Origin of the sequence: Rhodocyclus tenuis (assembly GCF_014197755.1) — a bacterium.
In the GTDB taxonomy this organism is placed as follows: domain Bacteria; phylum Pseudomonadota; class Gammaproteobacteria; order Burkholderiales; family Rhodocyclaceae; genus Rhodocyclus; species Rhodocyclus tenuis.
This window is the reverse complement of record NZ_JACIGE010000006.1, coordinates 155140-178131: the sequence shown is the minus strand read 5'-3', so window position 1 is coordinate 178131 and position 22992 is coordinate 155140. Positions and strand designations below refer to the sequence as shown.

Sequence of the window (22992 nt, the reverse complement as noted above, 5' to 3'; positions counted from 1 at the left end):
GTCCTTGGCTGTCTTGTTTGGCGCTTGATGGATCGTTTGCGGCCCCGGCCGGTCCGAACGATAGCGGGCGAACTCTTCAGCCCGGAATGGTCAGTTGCAGCTTGGGAGACGGCATGAGTTTTCGCGTGGTATGTGGGGCAACGCGGTGGTGAGCGCGGCGGCAGCTTCGGCAGGGCGCTCGCCGGCAGCGGCGAACTCGCTGCGCCTGGCCTGGCGCATGGTGTGGCGCGACGCGCGCGGCGGCGAGCTGCGCTTGCTGGCACTGGCGCTGGCCATCGCCGTCGCCGCGCTGTCGGCGGTCGGTTTCTCTGCCGACCGCGTGCGTCTGGCGCTCGAAGGTGAGGCGCGGCAGCTGCTCGCCGCCGATCTGCTGCTGGTTTCCGATCATCCGCCGGCGGCCGACATCGTCGCCGCCAGTGAGCGCGACGGCCTGCGCAGCGCGCAGACGCTGGTCTTTCCGAGCATGGTCACGCGCGCCGCTGGCGAAGCGCATTCGAGTCTGGCCGACATCAAGGCGGTGAGCGTCGGCTATCCCTTGCGCGGCAGCCTGCGTACCGCGCCGGCGCTCAATGCGCCCGACGCGCCGGTCGTCGGCGGGCCGCCGCCAGGCAGCGTCTGGCTCGACGAACGGCTGGCGGTGGCGCTCGCCGCCGCCCCCGGCGAACGCATCGCCGTCGGCCGCAGCACGCTCGTCGTCGGCGCCATCCTGACGCAGGAACCTGATCGCGGCGTCAGCTTCTTCTCGGTGGCGCCGCGCCTGCTGATGAACCTCGCCGACCTCGACGCCACCGGCCTCGTCCAGCCCGGCGCGCGCATCGGCTGGCGCCTGCTGCTCGCCGGCGACGAGGCGGCGCTCGCAGGCTTCCGCGCGACGGTGGCGCCGCTGCTCGAACGCGGCCAGCGTTTCGAGGACACGCAGGGCGCGCGCCCGGAAATCCGCGCGGCGCTCGACCGCGCCGGCAGCTTCCTCGGCCTCGCCGCGCTGCTCACCGCCATCGTCGCCGCCGTTGCCGTCGCGCTTGCCGCGCGCCGCTTCGTGCAGCGCCATCTCGATGCCTGCGCGGTGATGCGCTGCCTCGGCGCGACGCAGGGCGCGCTGCTGCGCCTCTACGGCGGCCAGTTCCTGCTGCTCGGTCTGGCGGCCTCGGCGGCTGGCTGCGCGCTCGGTTACGCCGCGCATTTCGTGCTGCACGGCGTCATCGCGCAGCTGGTGACGACGCCCTTGCCGCAACCGGGCTGGCGACCGGCTGCGCAGGGTTTCGCCGTCGGGCTGGTGCTGCTCTTCGCCTTTGCCGCGCCGCCGCTGCTGCAGCTGCGGCAGGTGCCGACGCTGCGCGTGTTACGCCGCGAACTCGGCCCGCCGGGCGCCGGCCAGATCGGCGGCTTCGTCGTTGGCGCGGCGGCGCTGGCCGGGCTGATGCTGTGGATCGCCGGCGACCTGCGTCTCGGCCTGTGGGTGGTCGGTGGCTTTGCCGTCGCGCTCGCCGCCTTTGCACTGGTCGCGCGTCTGGCGGTACGCGCGGCCGCCGCGCTGGTGCGGCGCTGGCCGGCGCGCGCCGGCAACAACCACGGCTGGCGGCATGGTGTCGCTGGTCTGGAGCGTCGTGCCGCCGGCAGCGTCGTGCAGATCAGCGCGCTGGCGATCGGCCTGATGGCGCTCCTGTTGCTTACCGCCATCCGCGGCGACCTGATCGCTGCCTGGCGCGGCTCGGCACCGCCCGACGCGCCCAACCGCTTCGTCATCAACATCCAGCCGGAACAGCTGGCGCCGGTACGCGATTTCTTCGCTGCCGCAGGTTACCGGCCCGAGCTTGCGCCGATGGTGCGTGGCCGCCTGACGCAGATCAACGAGCGTGCGGTCAGCGCCGACAGCTTTGTCGACGAGCAGGCGCGCCGGCTGATCGACCGCGAGTTCAATCTTTCCTGGCGCGATGCGCCGCCGGCCGGCAACACGCTTGCTGCCGGCCGCTGGTTTGCCGATGCCGATCGCGGCCGTGGCGTCGTCTCGGTCGAGGCCGGGTTGGCCAAGACGCTCGGCCTGGCGCTCGGCGACAAGCTCGTTTTCGACGTCGCCGGCGAGGCGCTGAGCGTCGAAGTGATCGCGCTGCGCAAGCTCGACTGGGATTCGATGCGCGTCAATTTCTTCGTGCTGGCGCCTTCGGGCGTACTCGAGCCGTACCCGGCGAGCTGGATCACCGCTTTCTACCTGCCGCCGGGCGACGCGGCTTTCGTCAACCGGCTGGTCGGCGAGTTTCCCAACCTGACGGTGATTGACGTCGGCGCGATTCTGCGCCAGCTGCAGTCGATCCTCGATCTGGTCGCCGGCGCCATCGAGTTCGTCTTCCTGTTCACGCTCGCCGCCGGGCTGGTCGTGCTCTGGGCGGCGCTGGTCTCGGCAATCGACGAGCGGCGCTACGAACTGGCGCTGTTGCGTGCGCTCGGCGCGCGCCGGGCGCAGCTGTCCGCGGCGCTGCTCGGCGAATACGCGGCGATCGGCGGTCTCGCCGGGCTGATCGCCAGCGCCGGCGCGATGGCCATCGGTCAGGTGCTCGCCGACAAGGTGTTCCGCGTTGCGCTGCCGCTCGATCCCTGGCTGCCGCTGCTGGCGACCGCTGGCGGCGCGCTGCTGGTCAGCGCCGCCGGCTGGCTGGCCGCGTCGCGCCTGCTGCGCACACCGCCGATGCTGGCGCTGCGCGCTGGCGTCTGAGCGAAGGCGGCGCGGCGGCCGCCGGCCGGCGTTTCTTTCGTCGCTGGCGGTACTGCGCGGCGCCAGGCGGGCGCCGCGCAGTACCGCTGTCGCTTTCACGACAAATTCCACGGCTTCTGTCGGCTTTGTTGTCGATTGAATGTCGCATGTCATCTTGCCCGGGCGCCAGGAGCAGGCCATCCGCCGCTCCACCGGCCATGCCCGGGCATTGGCCACCGGCGCGCAGCGCTTCGCCGGCTTTCCCGCCATTACTCTTGATGCGTCATCGGCAGCGGCAAAAGCAGCGCTGTTTTCCATCGCCGGGAAAGGCCGTTGCCGGATCTGGCAGTGCCCTCCTGGTCAGGACCATGCCATTACCACGTTCGCGGTATGGTTTTTGCTCTTCGCACGCAGCGCCAGTGCCATCTTGCAGGCACTTTCGCCGGAAAGTCGTCTCCTTTGCAGCATTCACAAAGCTCGTGCGCACGCGTTCAAGAAGAAGAATCAGGCGTGCAGCAACGGGCGCGATGAGGGCAAACACGCATGTTGTTGACCGAACAGGAAAAGGTCCGGGAGTTCGTCTCCCGCTTGGCAAAAAAGCATGACAACCAGCGCTCGGCGCTGATCCCGATTCTCCGCGCGATCCAGGACGAATACAGCTACGTCTCGGAATTCGCCATGCAGTACGTCGGCGACCTGCTCGGCGTGCACGCGGCGCAGGTCTATAGCGTCGCCACCTTCTATCACTTCTTCAATACCAAGCCGAAGGGCAAGTTCATCATCCGGCTGAGCCGCGACATGTCGTCGATCATGAAGGGCGCCAAGGTCATTGCCCGGCAGCTGGAGAACGATCTCGGCATCAAGTTCGGCGAAACGACGCCCGACGGCATGTTCACGCTCGGCTGGACCAGCTGCATCGGCATGAACTACCACGCGCCGGCAATGCTGGTGAACAACGAGATCTACTCGAGCCTGACGCCGCAGCGCGTGCACCTGATCCTCGAGGAATGTCGCGAGGGCCTGCGTTCGCGCCGCCCGGCGACCAGCCGCGTCGGTTCGACCTTCACCAACGAGCTGACCTACACCGAACACCAGGACGACGCCGGCTTGAAGAAGGCGCTGGCGATGAGTCCATCAGAGCTGATCAACGAGGTAATCGCCTCCGGCATCCGCGGTCGTGGCGGCGCCGGTTTCCCGACCGGCGTCAAATGGAAGCTGGCCGCCGAGGCGGCGAGCGACGTCAAGTACATCATCTGCAACGCCGACGAAGGCGAGCCCGGCACCTTCAAGGACCGCATCATCCTGACGCAGTACGCCAACCTGCTGTTCGAAGGCATGACCATCGCCGCCTACGCGGTCGGCGCGCGCGAAGGCATCGTCTATCTGCGCGCCGAATACACCTACATCAAGATGCTGCTCGAGGAAATCCTGCGCGGGCGGCGTACCGAGAAGCAGTTGGGTAGCGCGATTTTCGGCAAGGAAGGCTTCGATTTCGACATCCGCATCCACATGGGCGCCGGCGCCTACGTCTGCGGTGAGGAAACGGCGCTGATCGAGTCGCTCGAAGGGCACCGCGGCGAGCCGCGCAACCGGCCGCCGTATCCCGTCGTTTCGGGCTTTCATGGCAAGCCGACGGTGGTGAACAACGTCGAGACGCTGGCCTCGGTCAGCGTCATCCTCGACCGCGGCGCCAAGTGGTTTGCCAGCATCGGTACCGAGCGTTCCAAGGGTTTCAAACTGTTCAGCGTTTCCGGCGACTGCAGCCGGCCAGGCGTGTACGAGTTGCCCTGGGGAACGACGGTGAATGAGCTGCTTGATCTGGTCGGCGGTGAGGATGCCAAGGCGGTGCAGGTCGGCGGTTACTCCGGTGCGCTGCTGCCGGCCAGCGAATTCAACCGCAAGCTGGCCTACGAGGATCTCGGCATGGGCGGTTCGGTGATCGTCTATGGCGCGCAGCGCGACCTGCTCGAAGTTGCCGAGAACTATCTCGAGTTCTTCGTCGAGGAGTCCTGCGGCCAATGCACGCCCTGCCGCGACGGCAACGTCAAGCTGCTCGAAGGCGTGCGCACGCTGCTCGGCGGCCGTTGCTCGTCGCGCCATCTGAACGAGCTGATCAGCCTGTCGAAGACGATCCAGGTGGCCTCCAAGTGCGGCCTCGGACAATCGAGTCCGAAGGTGCTGCTGGCGGTCAACGAACATTTCAAGGACGAGATCATGGCGCGCCCCATTGCGGCGAGCCACTGATCCGGCACGCAGACGCCGTGCTTCCCGCTAGGAAAAGAAAAATGCCCAAAAGCTCCGCCCAAGTCGACAGCCTGTGCCGTCAGGCGCAGGACCCTGCGCATGCCGCCGGTGCAGCCGTCGCCAACCCGATCAATCTCACCATCGACGACATTCCGGTTGCCGTCCCCGAGGGCAGCACCATCCTGCAGGCGGCGAGCGTCGCCGGCCTGCGCATTCCGACCCTGTGCAACCACCCGGACCTGCGTGCCGGTGGCCACTGCCGCGTCTGCGTCGTCGAAATCGTCGGTCAGCGCGGCCTGCACGCCGCCTGCACCTATCCGGCGACGCCGGGCTTGAAGGTGGTGACCAGCAGTCCGTCGGTGCGCAAGGCGCGTCGTCACGTCATTGACCTGCTGCTCGCCAATCACTACGGCGAGTGCAACACCTGCTCGCGCAACCGCAACTGCGAGCTGCAGTCGCTGGCGCGCGAGTACGGCGTCGATGCTTTCCGCTTCGGCCAGCCGGCAGCGCCGCGCCACGCGATTGACCACACCAGCGCGTCGATCGTGCGCGACATGAACAAGTGCGTGCTCTGTCGCCGCTGCGTGCGCACCTGCAACGAACTGCAGGACGTCGGCTGTCTGGCGATCGAAGGTCGCGGTGCCAAGTCGCACATCACCACCTTCGGCGACAAGCCGCTGGCGTCGGTCGTCTGCATCAGCTGTGGTCAGTGCATCAACCGCTGCCCGACCGGCGCGCTCAGTGAGGCCGACCAGACCGACGAAATCTGGGCGATGCTCGACGACCCGTCGAAGCACGTCGTCATCCAGACGGCGCCGTCGCCGCGTGCGGCGATCGGCGAGTGCTTCGGTCTGCCGCCGGGCACCGCGCTGACTTTCGAGATGAACACGGCGATCAAGCGCATCGGTTTCGACGCGGTGTTCGACACCAATTTCTCGGCCGACCTGACGATCATCGAGGAAGGCACCGAGCTGCTGCAGCGGCTGCACGGTGCGCTGGTGCGCCAGGACCCCGAAGTCAGGCTGCCGCAGCTGACCAGCTGCTCGCCGGGCTGGATCAAGTACATCGAGCACTTCTACCCCGACCAGCTCGGCCTGCTCTCGTCGGCGAAGAGCCCGCAGCAGATGTTCGGCTCGGTGATCAAGACCTACTACGCCGAGCAGCACGGCATCGACGCCAAGGACATCGTTTCGGTGGCGCTGATGCCCTGTACCGCCAAGAAGTTCGAATGCGACCGCCCGGAGATGGCTGACAGCGGCCACAAGGACGTCGACTTCGCGCTGACCGCACGCGAGCTGGCGAAGATGGTGCGCGAGGCCGGCATCGACCTGCCGCACCTGCCGCAGAGCGATTTCGACGATCCCTTCGAAACGCCGACCGGTTCCGGCGTCATCTTCGGCGCCACCGGCGGCGTCATGGAAGCGGCGCTGCGTACCGTGATCGAGCTGGTTACCGGGCGCAAGGTCGAGGACTTCTACGAGAACGCCAACATCGTTCCGGTACGCGGCATCGAAGGCGTGCGCCTGATCGAACTGCCGATCCCTGAAGTCGGCCCGGTCCCCGATCTCCTCCGCCACCTGTTCGACGACTTCGAATGGTTGCGCGGTGCGACGCTGCGCGTCGGCGTCGCGCACGGCACGGCCAACGCCAGGAAGGTGATGGACGACATCAAGCAGGGCGGCGTGTTCAGCACCTGCCACTTCATCGAGGTGATGGCCTGCCCCGGCGGCTGTCTCGGTGGCGGCGGCCAGCCGATTCCGACCAGCCCGGAAATCCGCGCCGCGCGCGCGCGCGCCATCTACGGCGAGGACGCCAGCTACGAGGTCCGGAAGTCGCACGAGAACCCGCAGATCGCCAGGATCTATCAGGAATTCCTGAAGGAAGGGCCGGGCGGGCACAAGGCGCACGAACTGCTGCACACGACGTATACTCCGCGCGGCAAGTTCATCTCCTGACACCCCGGCCACTCACGCTTGGAGCTTCCGGCGCTGCCGATCCCGCCTGTTGCGGGGCGGCAGCGTGTTCACCTGCCCGAAAAGCCGCCAATGACCGCTAGCAGCAACTTCGATATCGACGAGACGCCGATTCTGGCGAGCCTCGCCGCCGGCGCAGCCAGTGCTGCGCCTGGCTCCGCGCAGGTGCGCGAGATACTGGCCAAAGCACGCGAACTGAAAGGCATCAGCGCCGACGAGATCGTGCCGCTGATGAACCTGCGTGACCCCGAACTCATCGACGAACTGTTCGCCAGCGCGCGTTTCGTCAAGGACGCCATCTACGGCAAGCGGCTGGTGATCTTCGCGCCGCTCTACGTCTCCAACCTGTGCGCCAACGAGTGCAGTTACTGCGCCTTCCGCAAGCGCAACAAGGAAGTCGTTCGCCGTGCGCTCGACCAGGACGAGATCGCACGCGAAACGCGCATGCTGATCGACCAGGGGCACAAGCGCATCCTGCTCGTCGCCGGCGAGTCCTATCCGACGCGCGGCCTCGACTACATTCTCGACGCCATCGACACCGTCTATTCGGTCAAGCATGGCAAGGGCGAAATCCGCCGCGTGAACGTCAATATCGCGCCGCTCTCGGTCGAGGAATTCGCGCGCCTGAAGGAAGCGAAGATCGGCACCTACCAGATCTTCCAGGAAACCTACCACCACGAAACCTACCGCCAGGTGCATACCAGCGGTGCCAAGACCAATTACCAGTGGCGCCTGCAGGCGATCGACCGCGCGATGAGCGCCGGCATCGACGACTGCGGCGTCGGCGTGCTCTTCGGGCTTGCCGACTGGCGCTTCGACCTGCTCGCGCTGATGCAGCACATTGGCCACCTCGAGGCGACTTTCGGCGTCGGCCCGCACACCATCAGCGTGCCGCGCATCGAACCGGCGACCGGTTCGTCTTTCGCGACGCTGCCGCCGCACGCGGTCAGCGACGAGGACTTTCGCAAGATCGTCGCCATCCTGCGCATCGCCGTTCCCTACACCGGCATCATCATGTCGACGCGTGAAAACGCCGAGATGCGCCGCGAAACCTTCGCGCTCGGCGTCTCGCAGATTTCCGGCGGCAGCCGCACCAACCCCGGCGGTTACGCCGAAGCGGCGCGCGAGGACATGAGCCAGTTCTCGCTCGGCGACCACCGCACGCTCGACGAGGTGGTGCAGGACGTCGCCCGGCTCGGCTACATCCCCTCGTTCTGCACCGGCTGCTACCGCCTCGGACGCACCGGCGCCGACTTCATGGACATCGCGCGCCCCGGCGAGATCAAGCAGCACTGCGACCCGAACGCCGCGTCGACCTTCCAGGAATACCTCTCCGACTACGCCTCGCCCGAGGCGCGCGCGCTCGGCGAGCAGGCGATCGCCGCCTTCATCGACGGCATGGAGCCGACGCCGGCGCGCTACTCGCGCGTGATGGTCGACAAGGTCAGGCAGGGCAAGCGTGACGTCTATCGCTGACGCGACAGCCGTGCCTGCCGGGCAGCGCCGCGAGAGCGACGCGCTCGGCAGCCGCCTGCTTCCTGCCGACTGCCTCTACGGCATCCACACGCTGCGCGCGCTGGAGAACTTCGCGCTCGCCGGCCGCCCGGTACGTCGGCCGCTGGTGCATGCCTACGGTCTGGTCAAGCTCGCCGCCGTGCGCACGATCGGCGCGCTCGACGGCTGGCGCGAGACTTCCGAGCGTGCCGACGCGATCGAACGCGCCTGCCACGAACTCGCCGCCGGCCTGCTCGATGAACACGTTCCGGTCGATGCGCTGCAGGGCGGCGCCGGTACCAGCCTGAACATGAACGTCAACGAAGTGATCGCCAACCGCGCGCTGCAGCTCGTCGGCGCCGCGCCCGGCGACTACGCGCTGATTTCGCCGCTTGACGACGTCAATCGCTGGCAGTCGACCAACGACACTTTTCCAACGGCGTTGCGGCTGGCGGCGATCCGCGAGATCGGCCGCCTCGAGAACGCGCTGGTACGCCTGCAGGAGAGCTTTCAGGCGCAGGAAAAACGCCTCGAGCCGGTGGTCAAGGTCGGCCGTACGCAGTTGCAGGACGCGGTGCTGATCACGCTCGGGCGCGAGATGGGCGCCTACGCCGAAGCGATTTCGCGCGACCGCTGGCGCGTCGCCAAATGCGTCGAGCGCCTGCGCACCGTCAATCTCGGCGGCACCGCCATCGGCACCGGCCTTGGCACGCCGCGCGCCTACATCTTCCGTGTCGTCGATACCTTGCGTGAGCTGTCGGGAATTGGCCTGGCGCGCGCCGACAATCTGGTCGAGGCGACGCAGAACGCCGACGCCTTCGTCGAGGTTTCGGGAATCCTCAAGGCCGGCGCGGTCAATCTGCTCAAGATCTGCGGCGACCTGCGCCTGCTCAGCTCGGGCCCCGACGCCGGCTTTGGCGAGATCCGCCTGCCGGCGCGGCAGGCCGGGTCGAGCATCATGCCGGGGAAGGTCAATCCGGTGATTCCCGAGGCGGTGACGCAGGCGGCGCTGCAGGTCTGCGCCAATGATCAGGCGATTACCAGCGCCGCGGCGATGGGATCGCTCGAACTCAACCCCTTCCTGCCGCTGATCGCCGACTGCCTGCTCGGCAGCATCGACCTGCTCGCCAGCGCCTGCGACATGCTGGCGCGCCTGTGCGTCGACGGCATTGACGCCGATGCCGAGCGCTGCCGGCAGAGCGTTCTTGGCGCGACGGCGAGCGCCACCGCGCTGCTGCCGCTCGTCGGCTACACCGCTGCCGGCGAGCTTGCTGCCGCTGCCAGCGCGAGCGGACGCAGCCTGCGCGACGTCGCCATCGCCTCAGGACTCGTTTCCGGCGAAGCCTACGATTCGCTCATCTCGCCCGAAGCGGTGTGCCGCCTCGGCTCTCCCGACATCACGCCATGAACCAGAACACCCCACGCGCGCTGCGCTTGCACATCGGCATCTTCGGCCGGCGCAACGTCGGCAAATCGAGCCTGCTAAACGCGATCACGCGGCAGCAGGTGGCGATCGTCTCCGCACTCGCCGGCACCACCACCGACCCGGTCGAGAAGCCGATGGAGCTGCTGCCGGTCGGGCCGGTGCTGTTCATCGACACCGCCGGCATCGACGACAGCGGCGTCGTCGGCGATCTGCGCGTCGCCAAGACGCGGGAGGTGTTCGAGCGCACCGATCTTGGCATCATCGTCAGCGACGGCGAATGGGGTGCTTACGAGGAATCGATCGCCGCCGCACTGGCCGAGCGCCAGACGCCGGTGATCGTCGTCCTCAACAAGAGCGACCTCGGCGCGCCGCCGGAAGCGACGCTGGCGCGGCTCGCCGAACTGCGCCTGCCGAGCGTGCGCACCGCGGCGGCGAAGCGGGACGACCCGCTCGGCGACGGCATTCTCGACCTGCGCCACGCCATCGTCGACCACGCGCCGGAAGACTTCATCAGCAACCCGGACATCGTCGCCGACCTCGTCGGGCCCGGACAGATGGCCGTGCTGGTGGTGCCGATCGACAAGGAGGCGCCGAAAGGCCGGCTGATCCTGCCGCAGGTGCAGTCGATCCGCGACCTGCTCGACAACGACGCCTGGTGCATGGTGGTCAAGGAACGCGAGCTGCGTACTGCGCTCGATCAGCTGAAGCGGCCGCCGAAGCTCGTCGTCACCGATTCGCAGGCCTTCCTCAAGGTCGCCGCCGACACGCCGCCGGAAGTGCCGCTGACCAGCTTCTCGATCCTCTTCTCGCGCTTCAAGGGCGATCTGGTCAGCCAGACGCTCGGCGCGCTGGCGATCGACACCCTCAAGGCCGGCGACCGCGTGCTCATCGCCGAAGCCTGCGCGCACCATCCGATCGCCGAGGACATCGGCCGCGTCAAGATTCCGCGCTGGCTGACGCAGTACGTCGGCGGCAAGCTCGAGTTCACCATCGTCGCCGGCCGCGACTATCCCGAGGATCTGTCGCCGTTCAAGCTGATCGTCCATTGCGGCGGCTGCACCTTCAACCGCAAGGAAATGCTCAACCGCATCCTCAAGGCGAAAGCCGCCGGCGTGCCGATCACCAACTACGGTCTGACCATCGCTTTCAGCCTCGGCATCTTCGAGCGCGCGCTGCAGCCCTTCCCGGCGGCGCTGGCGGCCTACGTCGAGGCGCGGCGCGAGCAGGGCAGGGCCGGGCGAGTGGTGGGCGAAGCGACGGGGGAAGCGAAGGGGAAGGAATTAACGGGAAAGGAGATGGCGTGAGCCAGCCGTCGCCGGCGCTGGCAGCGCTGCTCGCGCAGCGCGAGTTTTCCGACGCCGACATCGTCGCGCTGCTCGGACTCTCGGCCGCCGCCGACATCGAATGCCTGCGCCGCGCCGCCTTCGCGCTGACGACGCGCGAAGTCGGCGACCGCGTGCACTACCGCGGACTGGTCGAAATCTCCAACGTCTGCGTGCTCGACTGCCACTACTGCGGCATCCGCAAGGGCAACCGCGCGGTCGAGCGTTATACGCTGAGCCGCGAGCAGGTGATCGACGCCGCTCTGTGGGCTGCGCGCGCCGGCTACGGCTCCTGCGTGCTGCAGGCGGGTGAACGGCGCGACGAAGGTTTCATCAGCCTCATCGAGGACTGCGTTCACGAGATCCGGCAACGCTCGCAGTCCGCGTCTTTGCCGCAAGGGCTCGGCATCACGCTCTCGCTCGGCGAGCAGAGCGCCGAGACCTTCCGCCGCTGGCGCGCGGCCGGCGCGCACCGCTATCTGCTACGCATCGAGACGAGCAACCCGGAACTCTTCGCGCGCATCCATCCGCCGACGCAGCGCATCGAGACACGCTGGCAGGCGCTCGCCGACCTGCGCGACGCCGGTTTCCAGGTCGGCACCGGCGTCATGATCGGCCTGCCCGGACAGACGCTCGTCGACCTCGCCGCCGACATCCTCGCTTTCGCCGATCGCGACATCGACATGATCGGCATGGGGCCGTACCTGCCGGCACCGGGCAACGCCATGCCGGCGGCGGGGGCACTGGCCAGCGACGAGCTGCTGCAACTGGCGCTGAAGATGATCGCGGTGACGCGCCTCGTCCTGCGCGACGTCAATATCGCCGCGACGACGGCACTGCAGGCGCTCGTTGCCGACGGCCGCGAGCGTGGCGTCACTTTCGGCGCCAACGTCGTCATGCCCAGCCTGACGCCGCGCGAGGTGCGCAAGAATTACCAGCTGTACGAAGGCAAGCCCTGTCTCGACGAAGCGCGCGACGATTGCCGTTCGTGTCTGGCCAATCGCATCAGCAGCACTGGCCGCCAGGTCGGCTGGAACGACTGGGGCGATTCGCCACACTCGCGCCACTTCGCCCGCCACAGCGACGCCTAGCCGGCCGGCGGCGGCTGCTCGCCGCGCTTACGGTCGATAGAGCGTGCAGGCGGCGATGCGCCGCTCGATCTCGGCAAGCATCGCCTGGTAAGGGGGCGCGCCGACACCACCGAAACGGCGCTTGAACTCGGCTTCGGCCATGTCTTCCGGCAGACCGGCGATGTCGGGAATGATCGCGCTTTCACCGGCGAGTGCGGCGCCGCGGCGCTGCAGATCGGCGACGCGATCGCCACTGCCCAGCTGTCCGAAAAGCGTCCCCGAACGGTCGGCAGCGAGGTCGACGAAACTGAAGCCGCTGCCGCCGCGCGCGTCGTCGAGCTCCTTGTACAGGCCGATGGCGTCAGCCAGCGGCGTACCGGCGAAAGCGGCGATTGCCGCCGAGACGATGAAATGCTGGGCAAGGTCAGTGCGCCCGCGCAGCGTCACCTGATGCAGCGTCAGCGGCGGCCAGTTGCGCGCTTCGGGGATCAGCGTCGCCCAGTTCCTGCCATTGACGTAGAACGCTAGCACGGCAAGCAGCGCGCGCTGCTCGGCCTGCGCATCGGCACCCGCCGCCGAACGCTCGTGGGCGAGCCGCAGCAGCGGTGCCAGCAGGCGCGACAGCGAAACGCTGTGCGTCAGCTCCGGCGCTGCGCTGAGCAAGGCTAGGCGCTCGTGGTAGGCGCGCAGGCGTTCGCGTTCGGCCGCCGGCAACGTTGCCGCACGCAGGCGATCGGGCAGTTGCTCATCCCAGCGATAGCCGATCGACACACGGTCGTCGGCGATGCTGACGCTGCGGATGGTGTCGGCGAGCAGCCGGTATTCGGCTTTGTTTCCGAGCGCTTCCCGCGCCAGTGCCAGGACAACATGCGCCAGCGCCGCCGGAACGGGCAGCTGCCCTAGCTGCAGCGACTCGATTTGCGGAAAACCGGGAGCGTCGCGCAGCAGCGCGTGCACATTGACGAAATCGCCGAACGGGTTCTGCGGTAGGCGCAGGCTGGCATCGAGCGTCAGCTCTCCCTGCGCCAGCGCCAGCCGCGAACTGCCGCGCCCGAGGCGGTGCAGCGCGTAATTGACCGCCAGATCGACGTCAGCGGCCGAGAGGACGATCGTATGCAAGCCGTCCACCGGCACGCCGTAGCCCTGAAACTGCCGCGGGTCGTTCAAGGCGAGGATGTTCCTGGCGCGCGCGATGTCGTCGGCAGTGAATTCGATCTCGCGCTGCACCCGCGGCGCGTCTTCGCAGACAAGAGCCGCCGCCGCGATGAGCGCCAGCGGGGAGACGACGCCGACGAGGACGAACAGAATAATGAACAGGCGTTTCATCGCTTTCCTGCGGCAACAGATCCGGCGCGGCGAAATCCGGCCAAGCGAAGCGGGACTCGGCGAAGCGTGACCAGGCCAAGCGTGACCAGGCCAAGCGTGACCAGGCCAAGCGTGACCAGGCCAAGCGCGGCCGGTTGCGGTGTGGTCCGCCGCTGCATTCATAGGGGGCTCAGTTTAGCAGCGTCACCGACAATCCCCGGCAGCGGTGGGCGGCAGGCGGTAAAATCGCAGCCCAATGCCTGCCATCGTCCTCCCCCCATCGCCTTTCTCGCCGCCGAAAGGCCTCTTCTCGTGGCGTCCGTACTGGGCCAAGCGCTTCGGTCCGGCGCCTTTCCTGCCGATGTCGCGCGCCGAGATGGACAATCTCGGCTGGGATTCCTGCGACGTCATCCTCGTCACCGGCGACGCCTACATCGACCATCCGAGCTTCGGCATGGCGTTGATCGGCCGCCTGCTCGAGGCGCAGGGCTTTCGCGTCGGCATCATCAGCCAGCCCGACTGGCGCTCGGCCGAGGCCTTCCGCACCCTCGGCCGGCCGAACCTGTACTTCGGCGTCACCGCCGGCAACATGGATTCGATGGTCAACCGCTACACCGCCGACCGCCGCATCCGTACCGACGACGCCTACACGCCCGACGCCGAAGCCGGCCGCCGCCCCGACCACGCGGCGGTGGTCTATGCGCAGCGCTGCCGCGAGGCCTTTCCCGGCAGCGTCGTCGTCATGGGTTCGATCGAAGCGAGCCTGCGCCGCATCGCGCACTACGACTACTGGTCGGATACCGTGCGCCGCTCGGCGCTAGCCGACGCCAAGGCCGACCTGCTGGTCTATGGCAACGCCGAACGTGCGCTAGTCGAGATCACGCATCGGCTGGGGCTTGGCGAAGCGATCGACACGATCCGCGACCTGCGCGGCACCGCCTATCTGACGCCGCGCGGCGCGCTCGCCGGGCGCGGCTGGGTCGAGGTGGACTCGACCAGCTTCGACCTGCCGCGCACGGTCGAGCCGATCCAGAGCCCGTACGAGGATCTGGCGCCGGTACGCATCGATCCGCAAACGCGTCTGGCGCGTGCCGCCGGCCAGCAAAGAATCGAGCTGCGCCGCGCCGCACGCTCCCACTCGGTCGTCCGCCTGCCCTCGTACGAAGCGGTGCGCGAAGACCGCGTGCTCTATGCGCACGCCTCGCGCACGCTGCATCTTGAGTCGAATCCCGGCAACGCGCGCGCGCTGGTGCAGGCGCACGGCGAGCGCGATGTCTGGCTCAACCCGCCGCCGCTGCCGCTGAGCACACCGGAACTCGACGCGGTATACGCGCTGCCGTTCCAGCGCCAGCCGCACCCGGCCTACGCCAAGGCGCGCATCCCGGCCTACGAGATGATCCGTTTCTCGGTGTCGATCATGCGCGGCTGTTTCGGCGGCTGCACCTTCTGCTCGATCACCGAGCACGAGGGGCGCATCATCCAGAGCCGTTCGGAGGAGTCGATCCTGCGCGAGGTCGAGGAAATCCGCGACCGCACGCCGGGCTTCACCGGCATCATTTCCGACCTCGGCGGGCCGACCGCCAACATGTATCGCCTCGCCTGCCGCGACCGCACGATCGAGCAGAGCTGCCGGCGCCTCTCCTGCGTCTATCCCGGCGTCTGCGAGAACCTCAATACCGACCATTCGCCACTGGTGCAGCTCTACCGCAAGGCACGCGCGCTGCCCGGCATCAAGAAGGTGCTGATCGGATCAGGTCTGCGCTACGACCTCGCCGTGCTGGCGCCCGACTACGTACGCGAGCTGACCAAGCACCACGTCGGCGGCTACCTGAAGATCGCGCCGGAGCATACCGAGAAGGGGCCGCTGTCGGCGATGATGAAGCCGGGAATCGGCGACTACGAGAAGTTCAAGGCCTTGTTCGACCGCTTCTCGCAGGCGGCCGGCAAGGAGCAGTACCTGATCCCGTACTTCATCGCCGCGCATCCGGGAACCAGCATCGACGACATGGTGGCGCTGGCGCTATGGCTCAAGCGCAACAATTTCCGCCTCGATCAGGTGCAGACCTTCCTGCCGACGCCGATGGCGCTGGCGACGACGATGTACCACTCGCAGCGCAATCCGCTACGGCCGCTAAAGCGCGATTCGGCGCCGATCGCCACCGAGCGGACTGGCCGCGGCCGGCGTCTGCACAAGGCTTTCCTGCGCTACCACGATCCGGCCAACTGGCCGATGCTGCGCGACGCGCTGAAGAGCATCGGCCGCGCCGACCTGATCGGCCCGGGCAAGAAACATCTGATTCCGGCGCACCAGCCGGCCGGTTTCGTCGCTGCTGGCGGTGGCCAGCAGCGACGAAACGGCTTGCCGCGGTCCCGGCCGAGAGGCTAGCGGCAGCCTGCGAGGCTAGTGGTTGCCGTAGAGCAGGTTGATCGGTAAGGCGACGACGACGCCAACCGAGGTGCCGAAAAATATCCCGCTGTTGATCATGCTCCACAGCGGCGTTTTCGGCAGAAAGCGGCCACCGCCGAGAATGACGAAGGCCGATACGAGTAGTGCCGGCAGCATCCAGTTCAACCATAACCAGCCGACGGCTACGGCGCAGACGGTGCCGACGGCGAACGCCAGAACGATCGAGTTGGCTTGCTGTGTGACGGATGGGCTGGGGTTGGGTTCCATTGTCCTGCGACTCCTGGGGTTTCAGTAAATAGTGGGCAACCGGGAAAAGTTGCGTGATCAGGGTAATCCCGTCAATTGTCCATTGTTTCGCGTGTCGCGCGCCAGTGTACGAGTTCGTCTGCCGACATCGGCAGGGCAAAGAAGAATCCCTGGCCGAACTCGCAGCCAATCTCGCTGAGCAGTGCCAGCTGCTGGGCGTCCTCGATGCCTTCGGCGATGACCTTCAGGCGTAGGCGACGGCCCATGCTGACGATGGCGTCGGCGATGGCAAGATCGTCGTCGTCCTCGAACAGATCGCGAACGAAGGACTGGTCGATCTTCAGCTTGTCGATCGGGAACTGCTTGAGGTATTTGAGGCTGGAATAGCCGGTGCCGAAATCGTCGAGCGAGAAGCTGATGCCGAGCAGGCGCAAGGCGCTCATCTGTTCGAGCGTGCGTGGTGAGGCATCGATGAACAGGCTCTCGGTCACTTCAAGCTCGAGCAGGCTGGGCGGCAGCCCGCTGCTGGCCAGCGCCGCTTCGACCGCTGGCTGCAGGTTGCCGTGGTGCAGCTGGATCGCCGAGACATTGACCGCGACCGGGGTGACGGCGATGCCGGCGTCCATCCAGGCGCGATTCTGCCGACAAGCTTCACGCAACACCCATTCACCGATGTCGGTGATCAGGCCGCAGCCTTCGGCGATCGGGATGAATCGCGATGGCGGGATATTGCCGAACTGCGGATGCTGCCAGCGCAGCAGGGCTTCGAGTCCGATCAGCCGGCCGCTGGCGAGGTCCACCTGCGGCTGATAGTACAGGGTGAACTGGTTGTCGCTGAGTGCGTCGCGCAAGGCGGCTTCGAGGAACAGTTTTTCCTTGGCCGCTTCGTGCATCGTCGCTTCAAAAAACTGGAAGCCGTTGCGGCCTTCCGCTTTGGCGCGGAACAATGCGGCGTCGGCGCAACGCAGCAGGATATCGAAGCTTTCGCTGTCGCGGGGGTACATGCTCAGGCCCAGACTGGCCGAAACATGAAGCGTGTGGCCGTCGATCGTCATCGGCTGCGCGAGGTGTTCGATGACTTTTTCAGCGATGCGCGCGGCGCCGTCGGCGCCGGTTTCGCCGAGCAGCAGCACGAACTCGTCGCCGCCAAGCCGGGCGACGGTGTCGGTTTCGCGTAGCGTGCTGCGCAGGCGGTTGCCGATTTCGCGCAGCAGACGGTCACCGACCTCGTGACCGAGCGAATCGTTGACCGTCTTGAAATGGTCAAGATCGAGCATGATCACTGCCACCTCGCCCTGGCTGCGGTAGGCGGCAGCCAGACATTGATGCGCACGGTCCTTGAGCATCAGCCGGTTGGGCAGGGCGGTCAGTGCGTCGAAATAGGCGAGTTGCTGGATCGCCGCCTCGGCCTCCTTGCGCTCGCTGATGTCCTGGCCGACGCCGATGTAATGCGTTGTCTTGCCGCGGGCATCGCGGACGGAGCTGATCGTCACCAGGAAGGGGTAGACGGATCCGTCCTTGCGCCGGTTGCTGAATTCGCCCTGCCAGAAACCGTAGCGACTCAAGGACTGCCAGACACGGACATAGAACGCGTTGTCCTGTAGTCCCGACTTGAGGATCCTCGGGTTGGCGCCGATCAGCTCGCTTTCGGCGTAGCCGTTCAGTTCGACGAAAGCCTGATTGACGGCGAGGATGCGGCCATCGAGGTCGGTGACCAGCATCGACTCGCGGCTGACTTCGAAGACCTTGGCGGCGAGGCGCAACTGCAACTCGTTGGCAATGACGTCGCTGACGTCACGAACGACGGCGAAAATCCGGCGCGATGCCAGATCGGCATACGAGGTCCACGACAGCCAGCGCCATTCGTCCTGATTGGTGCGGTAGCGGTTGCGGAAGTCGATTACCGGCTCGCCGGTAAGCAATTGTGCGCCGCACTCGATCGTCGCGGCGACATCGTCGGGGTGCACGAAGTCAAGCCAGGGGCGGGTGCACAGCTCTTCCGCGCTCCAGCCGAGGCAGCGCGTCCACGCCGGATTGACCTGCGTCAGCTGGCCGTCCAGGTTGGCAATGCCGATGAGGTCGAGCGATTCGTTGAAAAACTGGTCGCGTTCGTCTTCGGCACGCCAGCGCTCGATGGCCTCGCTGAGCATTTCCGCTGCGGTGTGCAGCAGGGTCCGCTCCTCGTCGATGAACGGATCGGCAGTGGCTGCGGCAGGGTCACCGTCGAGGTTGACGATCTCGATCTCGCCGATCACTTCACCGGCGACCCTGAGCGTCTCGAGAAGGTAGTTCGTGCCGCTGCGGTAGCCGGGTGTGGTAAAGCTCAAGTCCCTGACACGGACGCGTGCGCGCGTTCTGTCGGGCTTTTGCCACCCGCTTGGCAGCAGCCGGGCGACGTCCTCGACGAATTCGGCCGACAAGGCGCGCGTTCCCTGGATCAGTGTCGATAGCGCGAAGAGGCAACTCAGTTCCTTGACGCGCTCTTTCAGTTCCTCCGACAGCCGCCTGTTTTCCGCCTCGGAAGAGATGAGGCGGCGCCTTTGTTCGACCAGCTGGCTTTGATCGACGATGGCGGCGACGAAGTGCCAGCGTTCATCGGCATCCCCCTCGGGAAAGCGCGCCAGATGCAGGTCGCCGACGAAATCGCGGCCGGCGGCACCGCGGAAATCCAGTTCGCGCAGAACCTGCGGCGTCGTTTCCGCCGATGAGAAGGCGCCCAGCGCTGCCGCCTGATGATGCTCGTCGACCAGGCGGCGAAAGAAGTGCTGACGCAGATGGCCACGGTCAAGGCCGAACATCAGCTCGGCCTGATCGTTGGTGTGGATGATCAGACCGTGCCGGTCGACGGTCATCAGCGCCATCGGGACATTGGCAAAGAGCGTCGAAAAGCGCGCCAGTGCGATCTCGGCCGCGTGCTGCGATCGCCCCAGCTCCTCGTTCTGGATGATCAGCTCGGCCTGGTAGATACGCAGGTTTTCGACCAGTTCGCCGAGGGTGAAGTCGCCGCGTTCGAGAATCCGCTCGGCTAGCGCGAAGTCGCCGCGACGCAGTGCGGCGAAGGCCCGGCGCCGCTCGTCTTCGCCAAAGTGGGCGAGAGTTTCGTCCTTGCTGTCAGCCATTGCATGGGCCCCAGGTGGAGACGTCGATATGGCTGACAATCGCGCCGCCTTCCGGGCTGTCAAGTGGCACCGCCTGCATCAGGAAGCGGCTGTTACCGCCGGGCGCGGTGTATTCGAGCGAGAACCTTGGCAGTTCGCCGGCGAGAACCGAGTCGAGGCCGGCGGCAATACGTTCGCCGGTGGCGCTGTCCGCATCGCGGCTGGCACGCAAGGACGCCGGGTAGCGCGAACCCGGACCCGAGCGGAGCAGACGCGGGTCGCCATTGTGCTTGGCAAAGTCACGCCACGAACTGTTAATCAGGCGAATCATGCCGTCGCGGTCGACTACCGCCACCTGCTGCGGCAGCGCGTCGAGGATTGCCTGCAGACGGCGCATGTCGTGCAGCGAGGTAACGTCGATGAAGGCGATCACGGCGCCGCGGCTGCGCGGCGCCAGCGCTGCGTAGGGAACGATCTTGACCAGATAGAGCTTGCCGCCGCCGCCGCGGACTTCCTTTTCGAGGGTGCGGGCGCTGGCGACGCAGGTATGCAGGTCGCTGGCCAGTGTCGGGTAGTCGAGTGTGTGCGTGAAATCGGCCAGCGGCCGGCCGATGTCGCCGTCGCGGATGTTGAAGATGTTCTTCACCTGCGGCGTGAAGCGTGTGATCTTGCGCTCGTCGTCGAGGAAAACGGTCGGAATGCCGCCGGCCATCGCCATGCTGTCGAGGTCGGCGTTAAGGCGGTTGAGAATCTGGATCTTCTCCTGGTTCTCGGCATTGACCGTGTACAGCTCCTCGTTGAGCGACTGCAGTTCCTCGTTTGAACTCTGCAATTCCTCGTTCGAGGCCATCAGCTCCTCGTTGGTTGCCTGCAGTTCCTCGTTCGAGGTTTCCAGTTCCTCGATTGCTGCCTGCAGGCCTTCGCGCGTCGCCGCCAGTTCGCGTTCCATGGCGCTGACGCGCTCGACAGTTTCGACGTCGAGATCGAGCGCGCGCATGCCCTCGGCCGAGCCGGGCGCCGGGCTCACCGGGACGACTTCGAAGGACAGCAGCAGGTAGGGGCCGAGCCCGTTTTCACGCGGCAAGGGGCGCACCAGCAGACGCAAGCGCTCGACGCTGTCGTCGGCGAGGCTGAAGTTGGCGGGCTCGGAGCAGATGCTCTTGCCGTCCTTCTGCGCGCGATGCACCAGCGCCTGCGCTACCGGTACCAGCTGCGCCGGCAACAGGCGCAAGGCGTCGAGCGAGACCTGTCCCTGCGGAAATTGCAGATAACGTTGCGCGCCGCCGAAGATGTGCGTCAGTTCGCGCTTTTCCGAGAGCAGCAGGCTGGGCGGCGCGTGCGCGCTGAGCAGCAGGTTCTGCGCGGCGTCGATCGCCTGCGAGTCACTTGACCGCCCCGGTATGCCGAGCAGCGGCCGACGCAGGTTGGCCGCGTCGGCGTTATGCCGTCCGCGCGTGCCGACATCGCCCAGTTCGATCGGCAGGCTGGCGTGACGCAGCACGCAGAACAGCTTGTGCTTGCTCGACGTTGCCGTGAAGTCCTGATTGAGTGCCGACAGCGACTCGCTGCTGCCAAGGAACAGGAAACCGCCCGGCGCCAGCGCATAGTGCATGCGCCGCAAGGCGCGTTCCTGCGCCGAGGGCAGGAAGTAGATCAGCATGTTGCGGCAGGTGATCAGATCCATGCGCGTGAACGGCGGATCCTCGAGCAGGTTGTGCCGGGCGAAGACGATGTTCTGGCGGATTTCGGGATTGACCGCGAAGTGTCCGCCCTTCTTGGTGAAGAAGCGCTCGAGACGCTGCGGCGACACTTCGGCGATGATCGCTTCCGAGAAAACGCCAGCGCTGGCGGCGTCGATATTCTGCTGGGCGACGTCGGTGGCGAAAATCTTGAAGTTCGGCCAGCGGCGCACGCGCTCGAATTCCTCGGCGAAGAGGATGGCGATCGAGTAGGCCTCTTCGCCGGTGGATACACCGGCGACCCAGATGCGGATCGCTTGTGTGTCGGCGTGGTCGGCGACGATGCGCGCCACGGCGGTGCGGGCAAGCTCCTCGAAAGACTCCGGGTCGCGGAAGAAGCTGGTCACCGGGATGAGGATTTCCCGTTGCAGCAACGCCGCCTCGCCGCGCTCGCCCTCAAGCAGGTGGAGGTATTGCTCGAAATCCGGCGTATGGCGCACCTGCATGCGCCGTTCGATGCGCCGCAACACGGTCGCCGGCTTGTATTCGTGGAAGTTGATGCCGCCGAAATTGCGCAGCAGGTGCAGGATTTCCTCGAGGGAGTTGCCGCGCTCGGCCGGCGGCGGCACGCGTGCGCTGTCGCGCGAACTCGGCGACAGCGGCTGGCGGATGTGTTCGAGAATGCGCTGGCCCATCTCCTCGGCGGCGAGGATTTCGTCGACCAGACCGGTGGCGATGACCGAGCGCGGCATGCCGTCGAACTTGGCGCTCTCTGGCGACTGCGCCAGCAGCAGGCCGCCGGCATCGTTGATCGCCACCGATCCGCGCGCGCCGTCAGAACCGGTGCCGGAAAGGATGACGCCGATGGCGCGCGCGCCGAAGCTGGCCGCCAGCGAGGAAAAGAAGAGGTCGATCGGCAACGACAACCCGTGCGGGCTTTTCGGCATCAGGCGCAAGCGCCCCTTTGCCGCAGTCATCATCGCGCCGGGCGGGATCAGGTAGACATTACCGGCGACGATGCGCATGTCGTCCTCGACCATGGTCACCGGCATGCGCGTATGCCGCGCCAGCAGACTGGCCATCAGGCTCTTGTGGTCGGGCGAGAGGTGCTGGACGACGACGAAGGCAGCATCGAGATCGGTGGGCATCGGCTCGAACATGCGTTCAAGCGCTTCCAGACCGCCGGCCGAGGCGCCGACGCCGATGACGTAGCCGGGGAACTCAATCTCACTCGCCGCCGTTGTCGCGTTTGGTGCGGCTTCCTGTGCCGGCGCGTCGAACAACTCCAGGTAAGCAGCGGCGTCTGCATCCCCGTCGGCCGGTGGCGAAAACGTCTGCTGCTGCCCGGCCTGCTCGCCTGCTGTCCCGTTATCCCGCACGATGCACTTCTCCCCTCAAGGCACTGCTTCAATTCCGCCGCGGTGAATAATTGTTGTGCGGCATCAGCTCGTGGGATTTTACTCGCAAGCCCTGCAATAGGTTGCATCCCTTACGCGCCTGCTGTTCGCGTGCATTGGCGCGCCGCCATGCCGCTGGGGCGGCGAAGGCCGCTGCGGCAGAAGTAGTTCTGGCCTGGCCCGTTTTGGCGGGGCGGTCAGCCTGCGCGCCACGAACATCAGCGGACGGGTGGTATGATGAAAACCGTTCCCGCACATCGGCGCAATGAATCTGGCGCCCGGGCGGGGCGGCGGCACCCGGAATTCTCGCGCTTGATCGTCGAGTTTGTGCGTTCGTCGCGCCGGCTTGCCGGAAATGCGCGGCATTGGTTCCGGGCGCTTTGCTGGTCGGGGTGTCGCGGCCTGCTCTTGTGCCGACTTGCAGCGCTGCGCGGCGTCCCGCCGTTATCAGCGCGGGCTGGAGCATGCCGCGCTTGTTGATTGCGCTGTGCCGGGCGACAGATGGTCGCAGGAAAGTCGCCGGAATGCGGCGGCTTCGGCAATTCGGGCACAATGCGGGCGGATTTCGGGCGGATTTCGGGCGGATTCGTGGCAGGATTCGCAGCAAATAAAAAAGCCGGCTCGAAAGCCGGCTTTTTCTGAATC

14 protein-coding genes are annotated in these 22992 nt (G+C 66.7%); 10 read left to right on the top strand and 4 right to left on the bottom strand.

What is annotated here, in order from left to right:
- The first annotated feature begins 130 nt into the window (after positions 1-130).
- From GGD90_RS09940 to hydE, 8 genes are all read left to right on the top strand, one after another.
- Positions 131-2707, top strand: coding sequence for an ABC transporter permease (locus GGD90_RS09940; RefSeq protein ID WP_153116508.1), 2577 nt, complete (start codon positions 131-133; stop codon positions 2705-2707).
- A 139-nt stretch (positions 2708-2846) separates the two neighbouring features.
- The gene (locus tag GGD90_RS09935) at positions 2847-3239 is read left to right on the top strand and encodes a hypothetical protein (RefSeq protein WP_153116509.1); all 393 of its coding nucleotides are present in this window, start codon (positions 2847-2849) and stop codon (positions 3237-3239) included.
- A complete protein-coding gene (locus GGD90_RS09930; protein WP_153116510.1) occupies positions 3230-4930 on the top strand; it encodes an NAD(P)H-dependent oxidoreductase subunit E in 1701 nt (566 codons plus the stop codon). Before GGD90_RS09935 ends, GGD90_RS09930 begins: the two co-directional genes overlap by 10 nt.
- 41 nt (positions 4931-4971) lie before the next feature.
- Entirely contained in the window at positions 4972-6885 is a 1914-nt protein-coding gene (locus tag GGD90_RS09925; RefSeq protein ID WP_153116511.1) for an NADH-dependent [FeFe] hydrogenase, group A6, read from the top strand.
- 90 nt (positions 6886-6975) lie between these two features.
- Positions 6976-8379: a [FeFe] hydrogenase H-cluster radical SAM maturase HydG gene (hydG, locus tag GGD90_RS09920; RefSeq protein ID WP_153116512.1), complete on the top strand. Its 1404-nt coding sequence runs from the start codon at positions 6976-6978 to the stop codon at positions 8377-8379.
- The gene (locus tag GGD90_RS09915; protein WP_228273710.1) at positions 8363-9805 is read left to right on the top strand and encodes an aspartate ammonia-lyase; all 1443 of its coding nucleotides are present in this window, start codon (positions 8363-8365) and stop codon (positions 9803-9805) included. The genes hydG and GGD90_RS09915 overlap by 17 nt, the downstream gene beginning before the upstream one ends.
- Positions 9802-11127 carry a [FeFe] hydrogenase H-cluster maturation GTPase HydF gene (gene hydF, locus GGD90_RS09910; protein WP_153116513.1) on the top strand — a complete coding sequence of 442 codons (1326 nt, stop codon included), beginning with the start codon at positions 9802-9804 and terminating at the stop codon, positions 11125-11127. The genes GGD90_RS09915 and hydF overlap by 4 nt, the downstream gene beginning before the upstream one ends.
- Positions 11124-12236, top strand: a complete 1113-nt coding sequence (hydE, locus tag GGD90_RS09905) for a [FeFe] hydrogenase H-cluster radical SAM maturase HydE (RefSeq protein ID WP_221227725.1) — start codon at positions 11124-11126, stop codon at positions 12234-12236. The genes hydF and hydE overlap by 4 nt, the downstream gene beginning before the upstream one ends.
- Before the next feature lie 27 nt (positions 12237-12263).
- Here the strand turns inward: hydE and GGD90_RS09900 are convergent, their stop codons facing one another.
- Positions 12264-13541 (bottom strand): hypothetical protein, encoded by a 1278-nt coding sequence (locus GGD90_RS09900; RefSeq protein WP_153116514.1) that lies wholly within the window; start codon positions 13539-13541, stop codon positions 12264-12266.
- Positions 13542-13881: 340 nt separating this feature from the next.
- On the opposite strand from GGD90_RS09900, the gene GGD90_RS09890 reads away from it, so the two are divergent.
- Positions 13882-15906 carry a YgiQ family radical SAM protein gene (locus GGD90_RS09890; protein WP_221227727.1) on the top strand — a complete coding sequence of 675 codons (2025 nt, stop codon included), beginning with the start codon at positions 13882-13884 and terminating at the stop codon, positions 15904-15906.
- Between the two features lie 15 nt (positions 15907-15921).
- Here GGD90_RS09890 and GGD90_RS09885 read toward each other — a convergent pair whose 3' ends face one another.
- From GGD90_RS09885 to GGD90_RS09875, 3 genes are all read right to left on the bottom strand, one after another.
- Positions 15922-16194: a hypothetical protein gene (locus GGD90_RS09885; RefSeq protein ID WP_153116517.1), complete on the bottom strand. Its 273-nt coding sequence runs from the start codon at positions 16192-16194 to the stop codon at positions 15922-15924.
- A gap of 71 nt (positions 16195-16265) precedes the next feature.
- On the bottom strand, positions 16266-19292 hold the full coding sequence (locus GGD90_RS09880; RefSeq protein ID WP_153116518.1) for a sensor domain-containing protein: 3027 nt from the start codon (positions 19290-19292) through the stop codon (positions 16266-16268).
- Positions 19285-22329, bottom strand: coding sequence for a chemotaxis protein CheB (locus GGD90_RS09875; RefSeq protein ID WP_221227724.1), 3045 nt, complete (start codon positions 22327-22329; stop codon positions 19285-19287). The genes GGD90_RS09880 and GGD90_RS09875 overlap by 8 nt, the downstream gene beginning before the upstream one ends.
- Before the next feature lie 519 nt (positions 22330-22848).
- Between GGD90_RS09875 and GGD90_RS09870 the strand changes: the two genes are divergently transcribed.
- The gene (locus GGD90_RS09870) at positions 22849-22989 is read left to right on the top strand and encodes a hypothetical protein (RefSeq protein ID WP_153116519.1); all 141 of its coding nucleotides are present in this window, start codon (positions 22849-22851) and stop codon (positions 22987-22989) included.
- The last annotated feature ends 3 nt before the right edge of the window (positions 22990-22992 follow it).